This window comes from Escherichia sp. E4930 (genome assembly GCF_005845405.1).
Taxonomy (GTDB): domain Bacteria; phylum Pseudomonadota; class Gammaproteobacteria; order Enterobacterales; family Enterobacteriaceae; genus Escherichia.
In genome coordinates, this window is sequence record NZ_VCDZ01000004.1 from 152,652 (window position 1) to 172,407 (window position 19,756).

The following is a 19,756-nucleotide window of genomic DNA, read 5'->3' on the forward strand; positions in this document are numbered from 1 at the left end:
AGTAACCGATGGCGCACGACGAACAATGGCTCACCCCACGTCTGCAAACGGCGGCAACGCTGTGTAACCAGACGCCTGCCGCGACGGAATCTCCGCTGTGGCTGGGGGTGGATCTGGGCACTTGCGATGTGGTGTCGATGGTTGTCGACCGCGACGGTCAGCCGGTGGCGGTATGCCTCGACTGGGCCGATGTGGTCCGCGACGGCATCGTCTGGGATTTCTTCGGCGCTGTCACCATTGTTCGTCGCCATCTCGACACGCTTGAGCAGCAATTCGGTCGCCGTTTTAGCCATGCGGCGACTTCATTTCCTCCTGGTACGGACCCGCGTATTTCCATCAACGTGCTGGAATCCGCCGGGCTGGAAGTGAGCCATGTGCTGGATGAGCCAACCGCAGTCGCGGATCTGCTGCAACTGGATAACGCAGGTGTAGTGGATATCGGCGGCGGCACCACCGGTATTGCCATCGTGAAAAAGGGCAAGGTGACGTACTCGGCGGATGAAGCCACCGGCGGACATCACATCTCTCTGACTCTCGCCGGAAATCGTCGTATTTCGCTGGAAGAGGCAGAGCAGTACAAGCGCGGTCACGGTGAAGAGATTTGGCCTGCGGTGAAACCGGTGTACGAAAAAATGGCGGACATTGTCGCCCGGCATATTGAAGGGCAGGGCATTACTGATTTATGGCTGGCGGGCGGCTCCTGTATGCAACCGGGCGTGGCGGAACTGTTTCGCAAACAATTCCCGGCGTTACAGGTGCATCTACCGCAGCACAGTTTGTTTATGACCCCGCTGGCGATCGCCAGTAGCGGGCGAGAGAAAGCGGAGGGGCTATATGCAAAATGAATTGCAGAGCGCGCTCTTTCAGGCGTTCGATACCCTGAATCTGCAACGGGTAAAAACATTTAGCGTCCCGCCTGTCACACTCTGCGGTCTGGGCGCAGTGAGCAGTTGCGGGCAGGAAGCACAAACGCGCGGGCTGAAACATTTGTTTGTGATGGCGGATGGCTTTTTGCATCAGTCGGGGATGACCGCCGGGCTGATTCGCAGTCTGACCGTCAAAGGTATCGCTATGACGCTCTGGCCGTGTCCGGTGGGCGAACCGTGCATCACCGACGTGTGTGCTGCCGTGGCGCAGCTGCGTGAATCAGGCTGTGATGGGGTGATCGCGTTTGGCGGCGGCTCGGTGCTCGATGCAGCTAAAGCCGTGGCGTTGCTGGTGACGAATTCCGATAGCACGCTGGCAAAAATGTCAGAAACCAGCGTTCTGCAACCACGATTGCCGCTGATTGCCATTCCAACGACCGCCGGAACCGGCTCTGAAACGACTAACGTGACGGTGATTATCGATGCGGTAAGCGGGCGCAAACAGGTGTTAGCACATGCCTCGCTGATGCCGGATGTCGCGATTCTCGACGCTGCGCTGACCGAAGGCGTGCCGTCGCATGTGACGGCGATGACCGGTATTGATGCGTTAACCCATGCCATTGAAGCGTACAGCGCGCTGAACGCTACACCGTTTACCGACAGCTTGGCGATTGGCGCCATTGCGATGATTAGCAAATCGCTGCCGAAAGCGGTGGGCTACGGTCACGACCTTGCCGCCCGCGAGAGCATGTTGCTCGCCTCGTGCATGGCGGGAATGGCGTTTTCCAGTGCGGGTCTTGGGTTATGCCACGCGATGGCGCATCAGCCAGGGGCGGCGCTGCATATTCCGCACGGTCTGGCGAACGCCATGTTGCTGCCAACGGTGATGGAGTTCAACCGGATGGTTTGTCGTGAACGCTTTAGCCAGGTTGGTCGGGCGCTGCGAACTAAAAAATCCGACGATCGTGACGCTATTAATGCGGTAAGTGAGCTGATAGCGGAAGTTGGGATCAACAAGCGGCTGGCTGATGTGGGTGCAACAACTGGGCATTACGGTGCATGGGCGCAGGCCGCGCAGGAAGATATTTGTCTGCGCAGCAACCCGCGTACCGCCAGCCTGGAGCAGATTGTCGGCCTGTACGCAGCGGCGCAATAAATGCCGGATGCGACGCTTGTCGCGTCTTATCCGGCCTGGGGGATTGCACATGTAGGGCGGATAAGGCGTTCACGCCGCATCCGCCAATAAATAACAACTAACAGGGAGTAAAGGCGATGGGAATTAACGAAATCATCATGTACATCATGATGTTCTTTATGCTGATAGCTGCCGTAGACAGGATCCTGTCGCAGTTCGGCGGTTCTGCTCGTTTCCTCGGTAAGTTCGGTAAAAGTATCGAAGGATCGGGCGGGCAGTTCGAAGAAGGTTTTATGGCAATGGGCGCACTGGGCCTGGCGATGGTCGGTATGACCGCGCTGGCACCGGTACTGGCTCACGTACTCGGGCCGGTAATTATCCCGGTTTACGAAATGCTCGGCGCAAACCCGTCAATGTTCGCCGGAACGCTGCTGGCGTGCGATATGGGCGGCTTCTTCCTCGCCAAAGAGCTGGCGGGCGGCGACGTAGCAGCGTGGCTATACTCTGGGTTAATTCTCGGGTCGATGATGGGGCCAACGATTGTGTTTTCCATTCCGGTGGCGCTCGGCATTATCGAACCTTCTGACCGTCGTTATCTGGCGCTCGGCGTGCTGGCGGGCATAGTGACCATTCCGATTGGCTGTATCGCTGGTGGTCTGGTAGCGATGTACTCCGGTGTGCAGATCAACGGCCAGCCTGTTGAATTCACCTTTGCGCTGATCCTGATGAACATGATCCCGGTACTAATCGTCGCGGTACTGGTGGCGCTGGGGCTGAAATTCATTCCGGAAAAAATGATCAACGGCTTCCAGATCTTCGCCAAATTCCTCGTTGCATTGATCACCCTCGGTCTTGCCGCTGCGGTAGTGAAATTCCTGCTCGGCTGGGAACAGATCCCCGGCCTTGATCCGATCTTTATGGCCCCAGGCGACAAACCCGGGGAAGTGATGCGCGCCATTGAAGTTATCGGTTCTATCTCCTGCGTGCTGTTAGGGGCGTATCCGATGGTGCTTCTGCTGACCCGCTGGTTTGAAAAACCGCTGATGAGCGTCGGTAAAGTGCTGAATATGAACAACATCGCGGCAGCCGGCATGGTGGCAACGCTTGCCAACAACATCCCGATGTTCGGCATGATGAAGCAGATGGATACCCGCGGCAAAGTGATCAACTGCGCCTTCGCCGTTTCCGCTGCTTTCGCCCTGGGCGACCACTTAGGCTTCGCCGCTGCCAACATGAACGCCATGATCTTCCCGATGATTGTCGGCAAGTTGATCGGCGGCGTAACGGCGATTGGCGTGGCGATGATGCTGGTGCCAAAAGAAGACGCGACCACGGCTAAAGCCGAAGCGGAGGCGCAATCGTGAACACTCGCCAGCTACTGAGCGTCGGTATCGATATCGGCACCACCACCACCCAGGTGATCTTCTCCCGGCTGGAGTTGGTTAACCGTGCGGCGGTGTCGCAGGTGCCGCGCTACGAATTCATCAAACGCGAAATTAGCTGGCAAAGCCCGGTGTTCTTTACCCCTGTCGATAAACAGGGTGGTTTAAAAGAAGCGGAACTGAAAACCTTAATCCTCGAGCAATATCAGGCTGCGGGTATTGCGCCGGAAAGCGTTGATTCCGGCGCCATCATCATCACCGGCGAAAGCGCGAAAACCCGCAATGCTCGCCCGGCGGTGATGACGCTCTCCCAGTCGCTGGGCGATTTTGTGGTTGCCAGCGCCGGGCCGCATCTCGAATCCGTCATTGCGGGCCACGGTGCCGGGGCGCAAACCCTCTCTGAACAACGGCTGTGTCGGGTACTGAATATCGACATCGGCGGCGGCACGGCGAACTACGCCCTGTTCGAAGCCGGAAAAATCAGCGGCACTGCCTGCCTCAACGTTGGTGGTCGCTTGCTGGAAACCGACAGCCAGGGGCGCGTGGTTTACGCTCATAAACCGGGGCAGATGATTGTGGATGAGTGCTTCGGCGCAGGCACCGACGCCCGTTCGCTGACTGGCGTGCAGCTGGTGCAGGTTACCCGGCGGATGGCGGAACTGATTGTCGAAGTGATCGACGGAACGCTCTCGCCGCTCGCGCAGGCATTGATGCAAACCGGTTTGCTGCCCGCGGGCGTTACGCCCGAAATCATTACGCTTTCCGGCGGCGTGGGTGAATGTTATCGCCACCAGCCCGCCGACCCGTTCTGTTTTGCCGATATCGGCCCGCTGCTGGCAACGGCGCTGCATGACCATCCGCGCCTGCGTGAGATGAACGTGCAGTTTCCGGCGCAAACCGTGCGCGCCACGGTGATTGGCGCGGGTGCGCATACCCTTTCGCTCTCTGGCAGCACTATCTGGCTGGAGGGCGTACAACTGCCGCTGCGCAATTTGCCGGTGGCGATCCCGATTGATGAAACGGATCTGGTGAACGGCTGGCAACAGGCGCTGATTCAGCTCGATCTTGATCCTAAAACTGACGCGTACGTGCTGGCGCTCCCCGCCGGGCTTCCCGTGCGTTACGCCGCGGTACTGACGGTCATCAACGCGCTGGTCGATTTTGTCGCGCGTTTTCCGAATCCGCATCCCCTGCTGGTGGTGGCCGGGCAGGACTTTGGTAAAGCTCTGGGCATGTTGTTGCGCCCACAGCTACAACAACTCCCGTTGGCAGTCATTGACGAAGTGATTGTCCGCGCGGGGGACTATATCGACATTGGTACGCCTCTTTTTGGCGGATCGGTTGTGCCGGTGACGGTGAAATCACTCGCATTTCCTTCCTGAGGGAACGACTTATGAAACTAAAGACCACATTGTTCGGCAATGTATATCAGTTTAAGGATGTAAAAGAGGTGCTGGCTAAAGCCAACGAACTGCGTTCGGGGGATGTGCTGGCGGGCGTTGCAGCGGCAAGCTCACAGGAGCGCGTGGCGGCCAAACAGGTGCTGTCGGAAATGACGGTGGCGGATATCCGCAATAATCCGGTGATTGCCTATGAAGATGACTGCGTCACGCGGCTGATTCAGGACGACGTCAACGAAACGGCCTACAACCAGATTAAAAACTGGAGCATCAGTGAGCTGCGTGAGTACGTCCTGAGCGACGAAACCAGCGTTGATGACATTGCCTTTACCCGCAAAGGGCTGACCTCGGAAGTGGTGGCGGCGGTAGCGAAGATTTGCTCTAACGCGGACCTGATCTACGGCGCGAAGAAAATGCCGGTGATCAAAAAGGCCAATACCACCATCGGTATTCCAGGCACCTTTAGCGCCCGCTTGCAGCCAAACGACACCCGTGACGACGTGCAAAGTATCGCTGCGCAAATCTACGAAGGGCTTTCCTTCGGGGTGGGCGATGCGGTGATTGGCGTCAACCCGGTAACTGACGACGTGGAAAACTTAAGCCGCGTGTTGGATACCATCTATGGCGTGATCGACAAATTCAACATCCCAACTCAGGGCTGCGTGCTGGCGCACGTCACCACCCAGATCGAAGCGATCCGTCGCGGCGCGCCGGGCGGGCTGATTTTCCAGAGTATCTGCGGCAGCGAAAAAGGGCTGAAAGAGTTTGGCGTAGAGCTGGCGATGCTCGATGAAGCACGCGCTGTGGGCGCAGAGTTCAACCGTATCGCCGGGGAAAACTGCCTCTACTTCGAAACCGGGCAAGGGTCGGCGCTCTCCGCTGGCGCTAACTTCGGCGCAGACCAGGTGACGATGGAAGCGCGTAACTACGGGCTGGCGCGTCATTACGATCCGTTTATCGTCAACACCGTGGTCGGCTTTATTGGGCCGGAGTATCTCTACAACGACCGCCAGATTATCCGTGCGGGCTTAGAAGATCACTTTATGGGCAAGCTGAGCGGCATCTCTATGGGCTGTGACTGCTGCTACACCAACCACGCTGACGCTGACCAGAACCTCAACGAAAACCTGATGATCCTGCTCGCCACCGCTGGATGCAACTACATCATGGGGATGCCGCTCGGCGATGACATCATGCTCAACTACCAGACCACGGCCTTCCACGACACCGCCACTGTGCGTCAGTTACTCAACCTGCGCCCGTCACCGGAGTTTGAACGCTGGCTGGAAAACATGGGCATTATGGCAAACGGTCGCCTGACCAAACGGGCGGGCGATCCGTCACTGTTCTTCTGATGACGCGGAGATAACACATCATGGATCAAAAACAGATTGAAGAAATTGTACGCAGCGTGATGGCGTCAATGGGACAAGCGGCTCCCGCGCCGTCAGAAGCAAAGTGTGCCACCATCACCTGTGCGACACCAGTGACCACGGAAAGCTGCGCGCTGGATTTAGGTTCCGCTGAAGCAAAAGCGTGGATTGGTGTTGAAAACCCGCATCGCGCAGACGTATTAACAGAACTGCGTCGCAGCACCGTGGCCCGCGTCTGTACCGGTCGTGCGGGTCCGCGTCCGCGTACCCAGGCGCTGCTGCGTTTCCTGGCCGATCACTCTCGTTCGAAAGATACCGTACTGAAAGAAGTGCCGGAAGAGTGGGTGAAAGCGCAGGGCTTGCTGGAAGTGCGCTCTGAAATTAGCGACAAAAATCTCTACCTGACTCGCCCGGATATGGGCCGTCGCCTGTGCGCAGAAGCTGTTGAAGCGCTGAAAGCACAGTGTGTTGCTAATCCGGACGTACAGGTCGTTATTTCTGATGGCCTGTCTACTGACGCGATCACCGTGAACTATGAAGAGATCCTGCCACCGCTGATGGCGGGCCTGAAACAGGCTGGTTTGAAAGTCGGCACGCCGTTCTTTGTGCGTTACGGTCGCGTGAAAATTGAAGATCAGATCGGTGAGATCCTCGGTGCGAAAGTGGTGATCCTGCTGGTGGGCGAACGCCCGGGGTTAGGGCAGTCAGAAAGTCTTTCCTGCTACGCCGTCTACTCACCGCGTATGGCGACCACCGTTGAGGCCGATCGCACCTGTATCTCTAACATTCACCAGGGCGGCACGCCGCCAGTTGAAGCCGCAGCCGTCATTGTGGATTTGGCGAAACGTATGCTGGAGCAGAAAGCATCCGGCATCAACATGACCCGATAAGGAGGCATCATGCCAGCTTTAGATTTGATTCGACCGTCGGTCACCGCCATGCGGGTGATTGCCTCCGTTAACGCCGATTTTGCGCGTGAGCTGAAATTGCCGCCGCATATTCGTAGCCTTGGGCTGATTTCCGCCGACTCCGATGACGTAACCTACATTGCGGCTGACGAAGCGACCAAACAGGCGATGGTGGAAGTGGTGTATGGCCGCTCGCTGTATGCGGGAGCAGCACACGGCCCGTCACCGACTGCCGGTGAAGTGTTGATTATGCTGGGCGGGCCAAACCCGGCGGAAGTGCGTGCTGGTCTGGATGCAATGGTTGCGCATATTGAAAACGGTGCGGCCTTCCAGTGGGCCAACGATGCGCAAGATACGGCATTCCTTGCACATGTGGTTTCGCGTACTGGTTCTTATCTCTCTTCCACTGCGGGTATTACGCTTGGCGATCCGATGGCGTATCTGGTGGCGCCGCCGCTGGAAGCGACTTATGGCATTGATGCAGCGTTAAAATCTGCCGACGTACAGCTGGTGACTTATGTCCCGCCGCCGTCAGAAACCAACTATTCCGCCGCATTCTTAACGGGAAGCCAGGCGGCGTGTAAAGCGGCCTGTAATGCCTTTACCGATGCAGTGCTGGAAATCGCGCGGAATCCAATCCAGCGTGCGTAACGGAGGTTGCCGATGATCAATGCACTGGGATTGCTGGAAGTGGACGGCATGGTCGCCGCAATTGATGCGGCGGATGCGATGCTGAAAGCGGCCAACGTGCGCCTGCTCAGTCATGAAGTACTTGACCCTGGTAGGTTGACGCTGGTGGTGGAAGGCGATCTGGCGGCGTGTCGTGCGGCGCTGGATGCAGGTTGTGCTGCTGCGATGCGTACCGGGCGCGTCATCAGCCGCAAGGAGATCGGTCGGCCAGACGATGACACCCAGTGGCTGGTTACTGGCTTTAACCGCCAGCCGAAGCAAGCTGTAAAGGAACCCTGCGTGCCAGCTATCGTTGCGGAATCTGCTGACGAGTTGTTGGCGCTGTTAACATCAGTACGTCAGGGAATGACGGCAGGAGAAGTGGCTGCCCACTTTGGCTGGCCGTTGGAAAAAGCCAGAAATGCGCTCGAACAGCTCTTTTCTGCCGGGACGTTACGTAAACGCAGTAGTCGTTATCGTCTCAAGCCCCATTAATCTGTCGGAGGTGCCGGGTGTCATATAACACCCGGCATTAACATCATGAAAAAGCCCCGTACAGCTAATTTGCACCATCTTTATCATGACCCCTTATCCGAAAACCTGAAGCTTACGCCGAAGGTCGAAGTGGATAATGTTCATCAACGACAGACAACGGATGTCTATGAACATGCTTTGACGATTACCGCCTGGCAGCAGATTTACGATCAGCTGCATCCGGGCAAGTTTCATGGTGAGTTTACGGAAATTCTGCTTGATGATATTCAGGTTTTCCGTGAATACACCGGTCTGGCACTGCGTCAGTCGTGCCTGGTCTGGCCGAACTCTTTCTGGTTTGGTATTCCGGCGACACGCGGCGAACAGGGATTTATCGGCTCACAATGCCTGGGAAGCGCGGAAATTGCCACGCGCCCTGGCGGCACCGAGTTTGAACTGAGTACACCGGATGATTATACGATCCTGGGCGTAGTGCTTTCTGAAGATGTCATTACCCGGCAGGCTAACTTTTTGCATAACCCGGAAAGGGTGCTGCATATGTTACGTAACCAGTCGGCGCTGGAAGTGAAAGAGCAGCATAAAGCCGCGCTGTGGGGCTTTGTCCAACAGACGTTGGCGACATTTTGCGAGAACCCGGAGAATCTTCATCAGCCTGCGGTGCGTAAAGTGCTGGGGGATAATTTGCTGATGGCGATGGGGGCGATGCTGGAAGAAGCGCAACCAATGGTGACAGCGGAAAGCATCAGTCATCAGAGTTACCGCCGATTGCTTTCCCGCGCCCGTGAATATGTGCTGGAAAACATGTCCGAACCGGTAACCGTACTGGACTTGTGTAATCAACTGCACGTCAGTCGCCGCACCTTACAAAACGCATTTCACGCTATTTTGGGCATTGGCCCGAATGCATGGCTAAAACGCATTCGCCTGAACGCCGTACGCCGCGAACTGATAAGCCCGTGGTCGCAAAGTATGACGGTAAAAGACGCCGCCATGCAGTGGGGGTTCTGGCATCTGGGGCAATTTGCCACGGATTATCAGCAACTGTTTGCCGAGAAGCCGTCACTGACGCTGCATCAGCGGATGCAGGAGTTGGGATGAGGGAGTTACACCCAATCCCTGACCTTAATAAACTCACTCAACGCCGCTTCCGGAGTGCCTGCTTCTGGCTGATAATCATACTCCCAGCGTACCAGTGGCGGCATCGACATCAGAATAGATTCGGTGCGCCCGCCGGTTTGTAAGCCAAACAGCGTCCCGCGATCCCATACCAGGTTGAACTCGACATAGCGCCCGCGGCGGTACAACTGGAAATTGCGCTCGCGTTCGCCGTATTCCATTGCTTTACGCCGTTCAACAATCGGTAAATAAGCGTCGGTGTAGCCTTTGCCTACCGCCTGCATAAAGGCAAAACAGTGGTCGAAATCTGGCGTGTTCAGATCATCAAAGAACAGCCCGCCAATACCGCGCTGTTCGTTGCGATGTTTGAGGTAGAAGTATTCGTCGCACCACTTTTTGTAACGGGGATAAACGTCTTCACCAAATGGCAGGCACAGGTCACGGGCGGTGCGATGCCAGTGAATGGCGTCTTCTTCAAAACCATAGAATGGGGTTAAGTCGAAGCCGCCGCCAAACCACCAGACGGGATCGGCACCCGGTTTTTCGGCAATAAAAAACCGCACATTCGCGTGGCTGGTGGGAATGTACGGATTATGCGGATGCACTACCAGCGATACACCCATCGCCTCGAAACTGCGCCCGGCAAGTTCCGGGCGATGAGCGGTCGCGGAAGCGGGCATCGCGTTGCCGTGGACGTGAGAAAAGTTGACGCCCGCCTGTTCGAAAACACCACCATTACGCAACACCCGACTACGCCCGCCGCCACCAGCTTCACGTTGCCAGCTATCTTCGACAAACTCAGCGCCATCGACGGCGCTCAGTTGCTGACAAATTGTATCCTGAAGGTCGAGGAGGAACTGTCTAACCTGGTGTGCGTCGGGTTTCATAACTTACCGCTTTTTCGAGTGTGCTTTCTGGTTATCAAACCAGTGGAAATAACTGATCACGCCTTCAGCAATCGCTGTGGCGATTTTCTGACGAAACGCCGCCGTGCCTAATAGCCGTTCTTCTTCCGGGTTGGTGATAAACGAAGTTTCCACCAGCACCGAAGGAACTGACGGTGATTTCAACACCACAAATGCCGCTTGTTCGGTGTTGCGGCTGTGCAGCTTATGCACCGGCTTAATCTTCTTCAGAATATGCGAGCCGAGCGTCAGACTATTTTTAATGGTATCTGTTTGCACCAGATCAAACAGCACTTGTTGCAATAGGTGATCCCTGTCGGTCGCCTTTTTTCCGGCAACTTCATCAGCACGGTTTTCGCGTTCGGACAAATATTTTGCCATCGCGCTACTTGCGCCACGGTTAGAGAGGGCAAAGACCGATGCACCAGCGGCTTTCGGGTTGGTAAAGCCGTCGGCGTGAATTGACATAAACAGGTCAGCGCCATGTTTATGGGCGATTTCAACGCGATCGTACAGTGGAATAAAGGTATCGCCAGAACGCGTCAGCCGCGCATCAATGCCATGATTGCGCAAAATTGAACGGACGTTTTTGGCAATCGCCAGCACCACGTGTTTTTCTTTTGACCCGTTGCGGCCAATTGCCCCGGTATCAATCCCGCCGTGGCCTGGATCGAGAACGACTATCCGCTTGCCCCCGGCTTTTTTGGCTTTCGGCTTAGTGTGTCCGTTGCTGGTTTTTAAAGGTTCTTCTTTGGCGATGGCTTGTGACATTCCTGACAACGTCAGGGCAGCCAATCCGGCTTTCAGCACCTGGCGGCGCGAAGTGAGTGTTTTTAGTGGTTTAAAAGTGCTCATACGGCCTGAGTTGTAATAATGAAGTTCCAGATGTTATATCGTATCGCGTAATCCGTTACGACGGTTTGCTGGTGAGAATTGTTTTACTTTTCATTTCAATAAATGACAACGCGTCATTATGCCACTTTTTCAACCGATTTTCGTCAGATATTGGCTAATTCGGTCGTTCACGCCATAATCACCCTTTTAACCCCCAAAAAGGTAACTCATACCATGGAGATACGCGTATTTCGCCAGGAAGATTTCGAAGAGGTCATCACCCTTTGGGAGCGTTGCGACTTGCTGCGTCCGTGGAACGATCCGGAAATGGACATCGAACGCAAGATGAACCATGACGTCAGTTTGTTCCTGGTCGCTGAGGTGAACGGTGAAGTGGTCGGAACGGTGATGGGCGGTTATGACGGGCATCGTGGGTCTGCTTATTATCTTGGCGTGCATCCGGAGTTTCGCGGGCGCGGAATTGCTAACGCGTTGCTTAATCGACTGGAGAAAAAGCTCATTGCCCGCGGTTGCCCGAAAATTCAGATCAACGTGCCGGAAGACAATGACATGGTGCTCGGAATGTACGAACGCCTGGGATATGAACACGCTGATGTGCTGAGTCTGGGTAAGCGTTTGATTGAAGATGAAGAGTACTGAGTTTCATCCTGTCCATTATGATGCGCACGGACGCCTGCGTTTACCTTTTCTCTTCTGGCTTGTGCTACTGCTTCAGGCGCGAACCTGGGTGCTGTTTGTGATTGCCGGTGCGTCGCGTGAGCAGGGTACTGCGCTGCTGAATCTGTTTTATCCCGATCACGATAATTTCTGGCTGGGGTTAATTCCCGGCATTCCAGCAGTGCTGGCGTTTTTGCTGAGTGGTCGGCGGGTTACGTTTCCCCGTATCTGGCATGGGCTCTATTTTCTGTTGCTGTTGGCGCAAGTTGTTTTACTTTGCTGGCAACCGTGGCTGTGGCTGAACGGCGAATCGGTTAGCGGAATCGGTCTGGCGCTGGTAGTGGCGGATATTGTGGCGTTAATCTGGCTTTTGACCAATCGACGTTTACGCGCTTGTTTTGTGGTTGAGAAAGAATAACGGCACTTTTTTGCAAATTCGCACTCCAAGCAACGTTATTGAATAACCAAAGGAAGTGAGATGAAATCGCTGCGTTTAATGTTATGCGCTATGCCGTTGATGCTGACCGGCTGTTCCACGATGTCGTCAGTTAACTGGTCTGCCGCGAATCCGTGGAACTGGTTTGGGTCGTCCACCAAAGTGAGCGAGCAGGGCGTGGGTGAATTAACGGCGTCCACACCATTACAAGAACAAGCTATTGCCGATGCGCTTGATGGTGATTATCGCCTGCGCAGCGGAATGAAAACCGCTAACGGTAATGTAGTGCGCTTTTTTGAAGTGATGAAAGGCGACAGCGTGGCGATGGTCATCAATGGTGATCAAGGTACAATCAGCCGCATTGACGTTTCAGATAGCGATATTCCTGCGGACACCGGTGTTAAAATCGGTACACCGTTTAGCGACCTTTACAGCAAAGCATTTGGCAATTGCCAAAAAGCCGATGGTGATGATCGTGCTGTCGAATGTAAAGCTGAAGGCAGTCAACATATTAGCTACCAGTTCAGCGGTGAATGGAGTGGTCCTGAAGGATTAATGCCTTCGGACGATACTTTGAAAAACTGGAAAGTCAGTAAAATTATCTGGCGACGTTAATTTGCGTCTGAACAAACCGCTAATCACAAAAAACACGTAAAATAGCGCCCAACAATGCCACGGATTGCGTGGCATTATTATTTTCAGGAGGAACAATGTCTCAGGTTCAGAGTGGCATTTTGCCAGAACATTGCCGCGCGGCGATTTGGATCGAAGCCAACGTAAAAGGGGAAGTTGATGCCCTGCGTGCGGCCAGTAAAACATTTGCCGACAAACTGGCGACTTTTGAAGCGAAATTCCCGGACGCACATCTTGGTGCAGTCGTTGCCTTTGGTAACAACACCTGGCGTGCTCTGAGCGGCGGCGTTGGTGCCGAAGAGCTGAAAGATTTTCCGGGCTACGGCAAAGGTCTTGCGCCGACCACTCAGTTCGATGTGTTAATCCACATTCTTTCTCTGCGTCATGATGTAAACTTTTCTGTCGCCCAGGCGGCGATGGAAGCCTTTGGTGACTGCATTGAAGTGAAAGAAGAGATCCACGGCTTCCGTTGGGTTGAAGAGCGTGACCTGAGCGGCTTTGTTGACGGCACAGAAAACCCGGCGGGTGAAGAGACGCGTCGCGAAGTGGCGGTTATCAAAGACGGCGTGGATGCAGGCGGCAGCTATGTGTTTGTGCAGCGTTGGGAGCACAACCTGAAGCAACTCAACCGTATGAGCGTTCACGATCAGGAGATGATGATCGGCCGAACCAAAGAAGCCAACGAAGAGATTGATGGCGACGAACGTCCGGAAACCTCTCACCTGACCCGTGTTGATCTGAAAGAAGATGGCAAAGGACTGAAGATTGTTCGCCAGAGCCTGCCGTACGGCACCGCCAGTGGCACTCACGGTCTGTACTTCTGCGCCTACTGTGCGCGTCTGCATAACATTGAGCAGCAATTGCTGAGCATGTTTGGTGATACCGATGGTAAGCGTGATGCGATGTTGCGTTTCACCAAACCGGTAACCGGCGGCTATTACTTCGCGCCGTCGCTGGACAAGCTGATGGCGCTGTAAGCGTTTCTGATTCGATGATTAAAGGCCAGCCAATAGCATTACTGACTGGCCTCAGATTGTTGATAAAGTGCGCGTTGTACACGCCGGATGCGGCGTGAACGCCTTATCCGGCCTACGAAATCGTGCGAATTCAATACATTGCAGGGGCCGCGTAGGCCTGATAAGCGTAGCGCATCAGGCAGTTTTGCGTTTGTCAGCAGTCGCAGGCCATCCAGTAACACAACTGACTGGCCTTTTTATTACTTTTGCTTCAACGCCGCATACACCTGATCAACTACCCAACCATAAGTTGCAATCGGTAACTGACCGCTTTCGAACATATTGGGATTTTTTTGTGGATCGACAACTGGCGAATGCGGCTTGTTGCTTAACATCACAATCGCCATGTGATTCACCGGATCGATAACGGTTACCGTCCCGGTCCAGCCAGTGTGACCGTAGGTTTGCGGGCTTGCCAGCGTGCCAAACGTCGGCGTCATGGTGGCATTACCATTGACTCGCCAGCCAAGGCCAAAAGTGGCGTCTTCCTTTGAGCTGGTGGTGAACATCTTCACCGTTTCCGCACTGAACAGCTTCACATCGCCATAGCCACCGCCGTTCAGCATCGTTTGCATTAACACCGCAATATCGCCGGTATTGGAAAACAAGCCTGCGTGTCCGGAAACGCCGCCCATCGAATAGAACGCTTTTTCATCGTGCACCTGACCCCAGAGAGTGGAGGTGCGGATATTCGGAAAGTGGATCACGCCATCGCGGGTATTGCCGTTCAGTTCCGTCGCGGCAATTTGCTGCGGTTTAAAGCCTTTCAGCAGCGGGTTAAATACCGTATGTATCAGGCCGAGCGGGCGATAAATCGACTCTTCAACATAGCGGTCAAGCGGCTGACCGGTGACCGACTCGACGATAAATCCAAGCAGCATATAATCGACATCACTGTAAATATGCTTGCTGCCGGGCTGATACTCCAGCGGTGTGCGCTTGATCATCTCCAGCGTCTGGCCTTTATCCTGCGAATATAACGCGCCCGCGACCGCTTTATTCGGATATTGTGGGTCCGCCGGGAAACCGCCGCTGTGATGCAGCAGATCAGAAATCCGCAGCGTGTTTTTGCCTTTGATGGTGTCATTTGGACTGTCGGCAAACCCTGGAATATATTTCGCAATCAGATCGTCGGGATGCAGTTTGCCTTCGCTCATCAGCTTTTGCAGAGCGAAGTTTGTGGCGTACATCTTGGTGTTTGAGGCCAGGTCATACAGCGTCTCGGTGGTGGCTTTTACAGGCTGCGCCATCAACACGCTGCCATCGTACTTTTTCGCCATCCCCCAGGCTTTGCGATACACAATCTGATTATCTTTAATAATCAGTAGGTTTACGCCGGGATAACCGGCATCAACTTGCTGGTTAATCCAGCGATCCATCTGGTTAAGCCGTTCGACATTGAACCCTGCTTTCTCTGGCGAACTTTCTGTCAGAACAGGGTATTTTGCGGCGTTGACGCTACAGCTGACAGCCAGCAGAGAAAGATAGAGCATTGTCTGTTTCATAATCAGTCCAGATTGACGTTACGGCAGCCAAAGAGCGTGGTGAAAATAAACCCACTAACCCATGCCACCAGAATCCCACCTGCATATACCGCCATTGCCGGAAGGATACCTTGAGCGGAAGTCATCAGCGGCAGCGCCACCAGGCCAGACGGTCCGAAGGCGCTGTTTAAGCCCATTGGCAGACCCCACCAGGCTATCAGTCCGATAAACAAACCGCCCGCCGCGCCGCCTAAACAGGCGGTAACAAACGGCTTCATGCGGGGCAGGGTGACGCCGTAAATCAACGGTTCACCAACGCCCAGCAGGCCGGGAATAATCGCCCCGCGTACCTGACTGCGTAATGCGCTATGCGGTTGCGCCCGCCAGTAGAGCGCCAACGCCGCGCCCACCTGGCCCGCGCCCGCCATCGAAAGGATGGGAAATAAGCTGTTGAACCCTTGACTGTCCATTAAAGCCAGATAAACAGGAATGAAGCCCTGATGCACGCCAAACACCACGGCGATCAGGAACAGCCCGGCTAAAACCGCACAACCGAGCGGATTACTGTTCAGGTGCATAAACAACCACGACATGCCTTCAAACAGCCAGCCGCCCAGCGGCATAATGATCAGGTACGCAAGCGTAGCGGTGATCAACAGAGTGATTAACGAGGTCAGCAGCATGTCGAGATCGTCCGGCATAAAGCGGCGCACCATGCCTTCAATGCGGGCGCAGGCCCAGGCGGCAATCAACACGCCGATAATATTGCCGCGCGGATCGATGGGCAGACCGAAGAAATCGTGAAATCCGGCGTAGTAACCAGTGGTGGCAGCAGGGTTATAACCGAGCAAAAAGAGCGCGGCGATAATTGCGCCATTTACGCCTGTGCCGCCGAACGCCTGGGCCGCGTTATAGCCCACCAGAATTACCAGGAAGGTGAACAAGCCTTTGCTGAACACCTTCATAAAATTCAGCGCGTCGGGCAGCGTTCCCTGAGCATCTGCCGGAACGTGCATCACCGTGGCGATTAGCGTCGCTATCCCCAGCAACAGACCTGCAGCAATAAAACCGGGGATCAGCGGCGTAAAGATGGTGGCGAATTTGGCGAGAAATTGTTGCACGCCGGAAGTTTGTCTGGCTTTTAACTGGCGTTTATTCTGGGCGGCGATTTCCGCGGCATCCTGCACGGGTGCTTCGCCCAGCAACTCGCTCATGGCTTTTGCGGCACGATGCGCTTTGCCCGGCCCAAAAACCACCTGCACCTGATCGCTGGTCAAAATGACGCCCTTTACGCCTTCCAGGGTTTTGATATCGGGATCAACCAGTGAACTGTCATGTACACCCAGACGCAGACGCGTCATACAGTTACCACAGCTGGCGATGTTTCCCGGGCCACCGACCCGGGTAAGAATGGTGTTCAGAAGTTCACTGCTGATCTCTTTAGCCATGGGTTATTCCTTTTCCAGAGCTTTGCGAATAAAGCCGCCGTGTTGATCCAGGCGTTTTTTAGCTTCTGCGGCATCGAGATTTTTCAGCACCATCACAATAGCCGTTTTACAGTGGCGGTCGCAGGCAACCAATGCCGCTTCCGCTTGCTCAGCGCTACATCCGGTGGCGTTTTTGACGATATTGACCTGGCGTACATGCAGTTTTTCATTGGTGGCGACCACATCGACCATCAGGTTGCCGAACACTTTGCCTGACTTAATCATCAGCCCGGTGGAGAGCATATTGAGCACCAGTTTCTGCGCCGTGCCTGCTTTCATTCGCGAAGAACCCGTGACCACTTCGGCCCCAACAATCGGCGTAATAGCAAACTCTGCGGTAGTTGAAACGGCGCTCCCCGGATTACAGGAAATTCCCACTGTGCGGCAACCGAGCTGGCGGGCGTATTCCAGTCCGGCAATCACATACGGCGTACGACCGCTGGCGGCAATACCAACCACCACATCCTGTGCCGTTAAATTAATACTTTTCAGATCGTTAACGCCGCCTTCCCGGCTATCTTCCGCGCCTTCCACCGCGTGCTGAATGGCATATTCGCCGCCAGCAATCAAACCAACCACCAGGCCCGGTTTCACGCCGTAGGTCGGTGGACATTCACTGGCATCAAGAATACCCAGACGACCAGAGGTCCCCGCACCGATGTAAATCAGACGGCCGCCGCCGCTCACCTGGGCGTGAATAACATCGATCGCCGCTGCAATATCCGGCAGTACGCGCTCAACGGCGAGTGGTACGGTTTTATCTTCATCGTTGATAATCCGGCACATTTCCAGCGTCGAAACGCGGTCAATTTCAGCCGAGGCGGCGTTCGAGCCTTCGGTAATCATCTTTTCAAGTTGCATCAGTGGTGACCTTAGTATTCACAATCAAATAATTGCATATTGATGGAATCATATATCTCAATTTTCTAGTTTTAAAGGAATCATTGAGTCTGAAATCACAGAGTGTGAAGAGCGTCAAAGGGCAAAATCCGTGTGCTATGCTGCGCGCAGGATGTGGTGAGGGAGTGGAAGATGTTGTACCTGACAAAATTACGCAATGCAGAAAGTGACTTTACTGAAAATGAGCAAAAGATAGCCGACTTTCTGCAAGCCAGGGTGAGCGAACTGAAATCCGTTTCTTCACGAAATATGGCGAAACAGCTCGGTATTAGCCAGTCGAGTATTGTGAAGTTTGCTCAGAAACTCGGCGCGCAAGGGTTTACTGAATTGCGTATGGCGTTAATTGGCGAATACAGTGCCAGCCGGGAGAAAACGAATGCCACGGCACTGCACCTGCACAGTTCGATTACCAGTGATGATTCGCTGGAAGTGATCGCGCGCAAACTGAATCGCGAAAAAGAGCTGGCGCTGGAGCAAACCTGCGCGTTGCTCGATTACGCGCGGCTGCAAAAAATCATTGATGTCATCAGTAAAGCGCCATTTATTCAGATAACGGGCCTGGGCGGATCGGCGCTGGTGGGGCGCGATCTGTCGTTCAAACTGATGAAAATTGGCTATCGCGTGGCCTGCGAAGCCGACACGCACGTACAAGCCACCGTTTCCCAGGCGTTGAAAAAAGGCGATGTACAAATCGCTATCTCTTACAGCGGCAGTAAAAAAGAGATTGTCTTGTGCGCAGAAGCGGCACGAAAGCAGGGGGCAACGGTGATTGCCATTACTTCTCTGACTGACTCTCCGCTGCGGCGGCTGGCGCATTTCACACTCGATACCGTTTCCGGCGAAACTGAATGGCGTAGCTCGTCGATGTCCACCCGCACGGCGCAAAATTCTGTTACCGATTTACTGTTTGTTGGCCTTGTGCAACTCAATGATGTCGAGTCATTGAAAATGATTGAGCGCAGCAGTGAGCTAACACAACGCCTGAAATGATGCATAAAGCAGCGACTGGATTGAGATTTTCCTGAATTAGTGAGCTGATACGCAGCAATATTTTGTTTATCCTGTATTTTCAGAGGGAATGGAGTGTAACGCTCTGTATTAACAAGGAGAGCATTAAAATGGGTAAACTCACGGGCAAGACAGCACTGATTACAGGCGCATTGCAGGGAATTGGCGAAGGAATTGCCAGAACTTTTGCACGTCATGGCGCGAATCTAATTTTGCTGGATATCTCCCCTGAGATCGAAAAGCTGGCGGACGAACTGTGTGGTCGTGGTCATCGCTGTACGGCGGTTGTCGCCGATGTGCGTGACCCGGCGTCGGTAGCCGCTGCTATCAAGCGCGCGAAGGAAAAAGAAGGGCGCATTGATATCCTGGTGAATAACGCAGGCGTTTGTCGCCTGGGCAGTTTCCTCGATATGAGCGATGACGATCGCGATTTCCATATTGATATCAATATTAAAGGCGTATGGAACGTCACAAAGGCGGTGCTGCCGGAGATGATTGCCCGCAAAGATGGCCGCATTGTGATGATGTCTTCAGTCACTGGCGATATGGTGGCCGATCCTGGCGAAACGGCGTATGCCTTAACGAAAGCGGCGATTGTTGGCCTGACTAAATCGCTGGCGGTGGAGTACGCGCAGTCTGGTATTCGCGTAAATGCGATTTGTCCGGGCTACGTGCGCACGCCAATGGCGGAAAGTATTGCCCGCCAGTCGAACCCGGAAGATCCAGAATCGGTGCTGACTGAAATGGCAAAAGCAATCCCGATGCGTCGCCTCGCCGATCCGCTGGAGGTCGGCGAACTCGCGGCCTTCCTCGCATCCGATGAATCCAGCTATTTAACCGGTACACAGAATGTGATCGATGGCGGCAGCACACTGCCGGAGACGGTTAGCGTCGGCATCTGATTCACCTCTGTTTCCTCCCTGCATTTGTGGGGAGGATTTCGTTTTGAACCCGGTTCTTATTCCCTTTTCAACTTCCAAATCACCAAACGGTATATAAAACCGTTACTCCTTTCACGTCCGTTATAAATA

The 19,756-nt window shown here is 54.5% G+C and carries 20 protein-coding genes; 15 read left to right on the forward strand and 5 right to left on the reverse strand.

Annotated elements, in window-relative coordinates; all coding sequences use genetic code 11:
- The first annotated feature begins 8 nt into the window (after nt 1–8).
- From eutJ to eutR, 9 genes are all read left to right on the forward strand, one after another.
- On the forward strand, nt 9–845 hold the full coding sequence (eutJ, locus tag FFT88_RS07650) for an ethanolamine utilization protein EutJ (RefSeq protein ID WP_000929729.1): 837 nt from the start codon (nt 9–11) through the stop codon (nt 843–845).
- The gene (gene eutG / locus FFT88_RS07655) at nt 835–2,022 is read left to right on the forward strand and encodes an ethanolamine utilization ethanol dehydrogenase EutG (RefSeq protein ID WP_135404545.1); all 1,188 of its coding nucleotides are present in this window, start codon (nt 835–837) and stop codon (nt 2,020–2,022) included. The genes eutJ and eutG overlap by 11 nt, the downstream gene beginning before the upstream one ends.
- Before the next feature lie 116 nt (nt 2,023–2,138).
- Entirely contained in the window at nt 2,139–3,365 is a 1,227-nt protein-coding gene (eutH, locus tag FFT88_RS07660) for an ethanolamine utilization protein EutH (RefSeq protein WP_135404546.1), read from the forward strand.
- On the forward strand, nt 3,362–4,765 hold the full coding sequence (eutA, locus tag FFT88_RS07665) for an ethanolamine ammonia-lyase reactivating factor EutA (protein WP_135404547.1): 1,404 nt from the start codon (nt 3,362–3,364) through the stop codon (nt 4,763–4,765). The genes eutH and eutA overlap by 4 nt, the downstream gene beginning before the upstream one ends.
- A gap of 11 nt (nt 4,766–4,776) precedes the next feature.
- The gene (eutB, locus tag FFT88_RS07670; RefSeq protein WP_135404548.1) at nt 4,777–6,138 is read left to right on the forward strand and encodes an ethanolamine ammonia-lyase subunit alpha; all 1,362 of its coding nucleotides are present in this window, start codon (nt 4,777–4,779) and stop codon (nt 6,136–6,138) included.
- Between the two features lie 20 nt (nt 6,139–6,158).
- Complete coding sequence (eutC, locus tag FFT88_RS07675; protein WP_135404549.1) at nt 6,159–7,046, forward strand: ethanolamine ammonia-lyase subunit beta; 888 nt, start codon at nt 6,159–6,161, stop codon at nt 7,044–7,046.
- A 9-nt stretch (nt 7,047–7,055) separates the two neighbouring features.
- The gene (eutL, locus tag FFT88_RS07680) at nt 7,056–7,715 is read left to right on the forward strand and encodes an ethanolamine utilization microcompartment protein EutL (RefSeq protein WP_001111027.1); all 660 of its coding nucleotides are present in this window, start codon (nt 7,056–7,058) and stop codon (nt 7,713–7,715) included.
- A 12-nt stretch (nt 7,716–7,727) separates the two neighbouring features.
- On the forward strand, nt 7,728–8,228 hold the full coding sequence (gene eutK, locus FFT88_RS07685) for an ethanolamine utilization microcompartment protein EutK (RefSeq protein ID WP_130207402.1): 501 nt from the start codon (nt 7,728–7,730) through the stop codon (nt 8,226–8,228).
- A gap of 45 nt (nt 8,229–8,273) precedes the next feature.
- Nucleotides 8,274–9,326, forward strand: a complete 1,053-nt coding sequence (gene eutR, locus FFT88_RS07690; protein ID WP_135404550.1) for an HTH-type transcriptional regulator EutR — start codon at nt 8,274–8,276, stop codon at nt 9,324–9,326.
- A gap of 5 nt (nt 9,327–9,331) precedes the next feature.
- On the opposite strand, the gene hemF is transcribed toward eutR, so the two are convergent.
- Together hemF and amiA are read right to left on the reverse strand one after the other, a co-directional pair.
- The gene (gene hemF, locus FFT88_RS07695) at nt 9,332–10,231 is read right to left on the reverse strand and encodes an oxygen-dependent coproporphyrinogen oxidase (RefSeq protein WP_135404551.1); all 900 of its coding nucleotides are present in this window, start codon (nt 10,229–10,231) and stop codon (nt 9,332–9,334) included.
- 3 nt (nt 10,232–10,234) lie between these two features.
- Complete coding sequence (amiA, locus tag FFT88_RS07700; protein WP_130207396.1) at nt 10,235–11,104, reverse strand: N-acetylmuramoyl-L-alanine amidase AmiA; 870 nt, start codon at nt 11,102–11,104, stop codon at nt 10,235–10,237.
- A gap of 213 nt (nt 11,105–11,317) precedes the next feature.
- Between amiA and FFT88_RS07705 the strand changes: the two genes are divergently transcribed.
- From FFT88_RS07705 to yfeX, 4 genes are all read left to right on the forward strand, one after another.
- Nucleotides 11,318–11,743 carry a GNAT family acetyltransferase gene (locus FFT88_RS07705; RefSeq protein ID WP_000406000.1) on the forward strand — a complete coding sequence of 142 codons (426 nt, stop codon included), beginning with the start codon at nt 11,318–11,320 and terminating at the stop codon, nt 11,741–11,743.
- Nucleotides 11,730–12,179, forward strand: a complete 450-nt coding sequence (locus tag FFT88_RS07710; RefSeq protein ID WP_135404552.1) for a DUF2919 domain-containing protein — start codon at nt 11,730–11,732, stop codon at nt 12,177–12,179. Before FFT88_RS07705 ends, FFT88_RS07710 begins: the two co-directional genes overlap by 14 nt.
- 60 nt (nt 12,180–12,239) lie before the next feature.
- Nucleotides 12,240–12,812, forward strand: a complete 573-nt coding sequence (locus tag FFT88_RS07715) for an RpoE-regulated lipoprotein (protein ID WP_130216836.1) — start codon at nt 12,240–12,242, stop codon at nt 12,810–12,812.
- Between the two features lie 95 nt (nt 12,813–12,907).
- Nucleotides 12,908–13,807, forward strand: coding sequence for a porphyrinogen peroxidase (yfeX, locus tag FFT88_RS07720; RefSeq protein WP_000084590.1), 900 nt, complete (start codon nt 12,908–12,910; stop codon nt 13,805–13,807).
- A gap of 239 nt (nt 13,808–14,046) precedes the next feature.
- Here the strand turns inward: yfeX and pbp4b are convergent, their stop codons facing one another.
- The 3 genes from pbp4b to murQ are packed head-to-tail and all read right to left on the reverse strand — an operon-like array spanning nt 14,047 to nt 17,678.
- Nucleotides 14,047–15,351: a penicillin binding protein PBP4B gene (gene pbp4b, locus FFT88_RS07725; protein WP_135404553.1), complete on the reverse strand. Its 1,305-nt coding sequence runs from the start codon at nt 15,349–15,351 to the stop codon at nt 14,047–14,049.
- A 2-nt stretch (nt 15,352–15,353) separates the two neighbouring features.
- Nucleotides 15,354–16,778, reverse strand: coding sequence for a PTS N-acetylmuramic acid transporter subunit IIBC (murP, locus tag FFT88_RS07730; protein WP_053898288.1), 1,425 nt, complete (start codon nt 16,776–16,778; stop codon nt 15,354–15,356).
- A 3-nt stretch (nt 16,779–16,781) separates the two neighbouring features.
- Nucleotides 16,782–17,678: an N-acetylmuramic acid 6-phosphate etherase gene (gene murQ / locus FFT88_RS07735; RefSeq protein ID WP_130207386.1), complete on the reverse strand. Its 897-nt coding sequence runs from the start codon at nt 17,676–17,678 to the stop codon at nt 16,782–16,784.
- 171 nt (nt 17,679–17,849) lie between these two features.
- On the opposite strand from murQ, the gene murR reads away from it, so the two are divergent.
- Both murR and ucpA read left to right on the forward strand, forming a co-directional pair.
- Complete coding sequence (gene murR, locus FFT88_RS07740; RefSeq protein ID WP_131162080.1) at nt 17,850–18,707, forward strand: HTH-type transcriptional regulator MurR; 858 nt, start codon at nt 17,850–17,852, stop codon at nt 18,705–18,707.
- Nucleotides 18,708–18,835: 128 nt separating this feature from the next.
- Nucleotides 18,836–19,627 carry an SDR family oxidoreductase UcpA gene (gene ucpA, locus FFT88_RS07745; RefSeq protein WP_000517431.1) on the forward strand — a complete coding sequence of 264 codons (792 nt, stop codon included), beginning with the start codon at nt 18,836–18,838 and terminating at the stop codon, nt 19,625–19,627.
- Nucleotides 19,628–19,756: the final 129 nt, after the last annotated feature.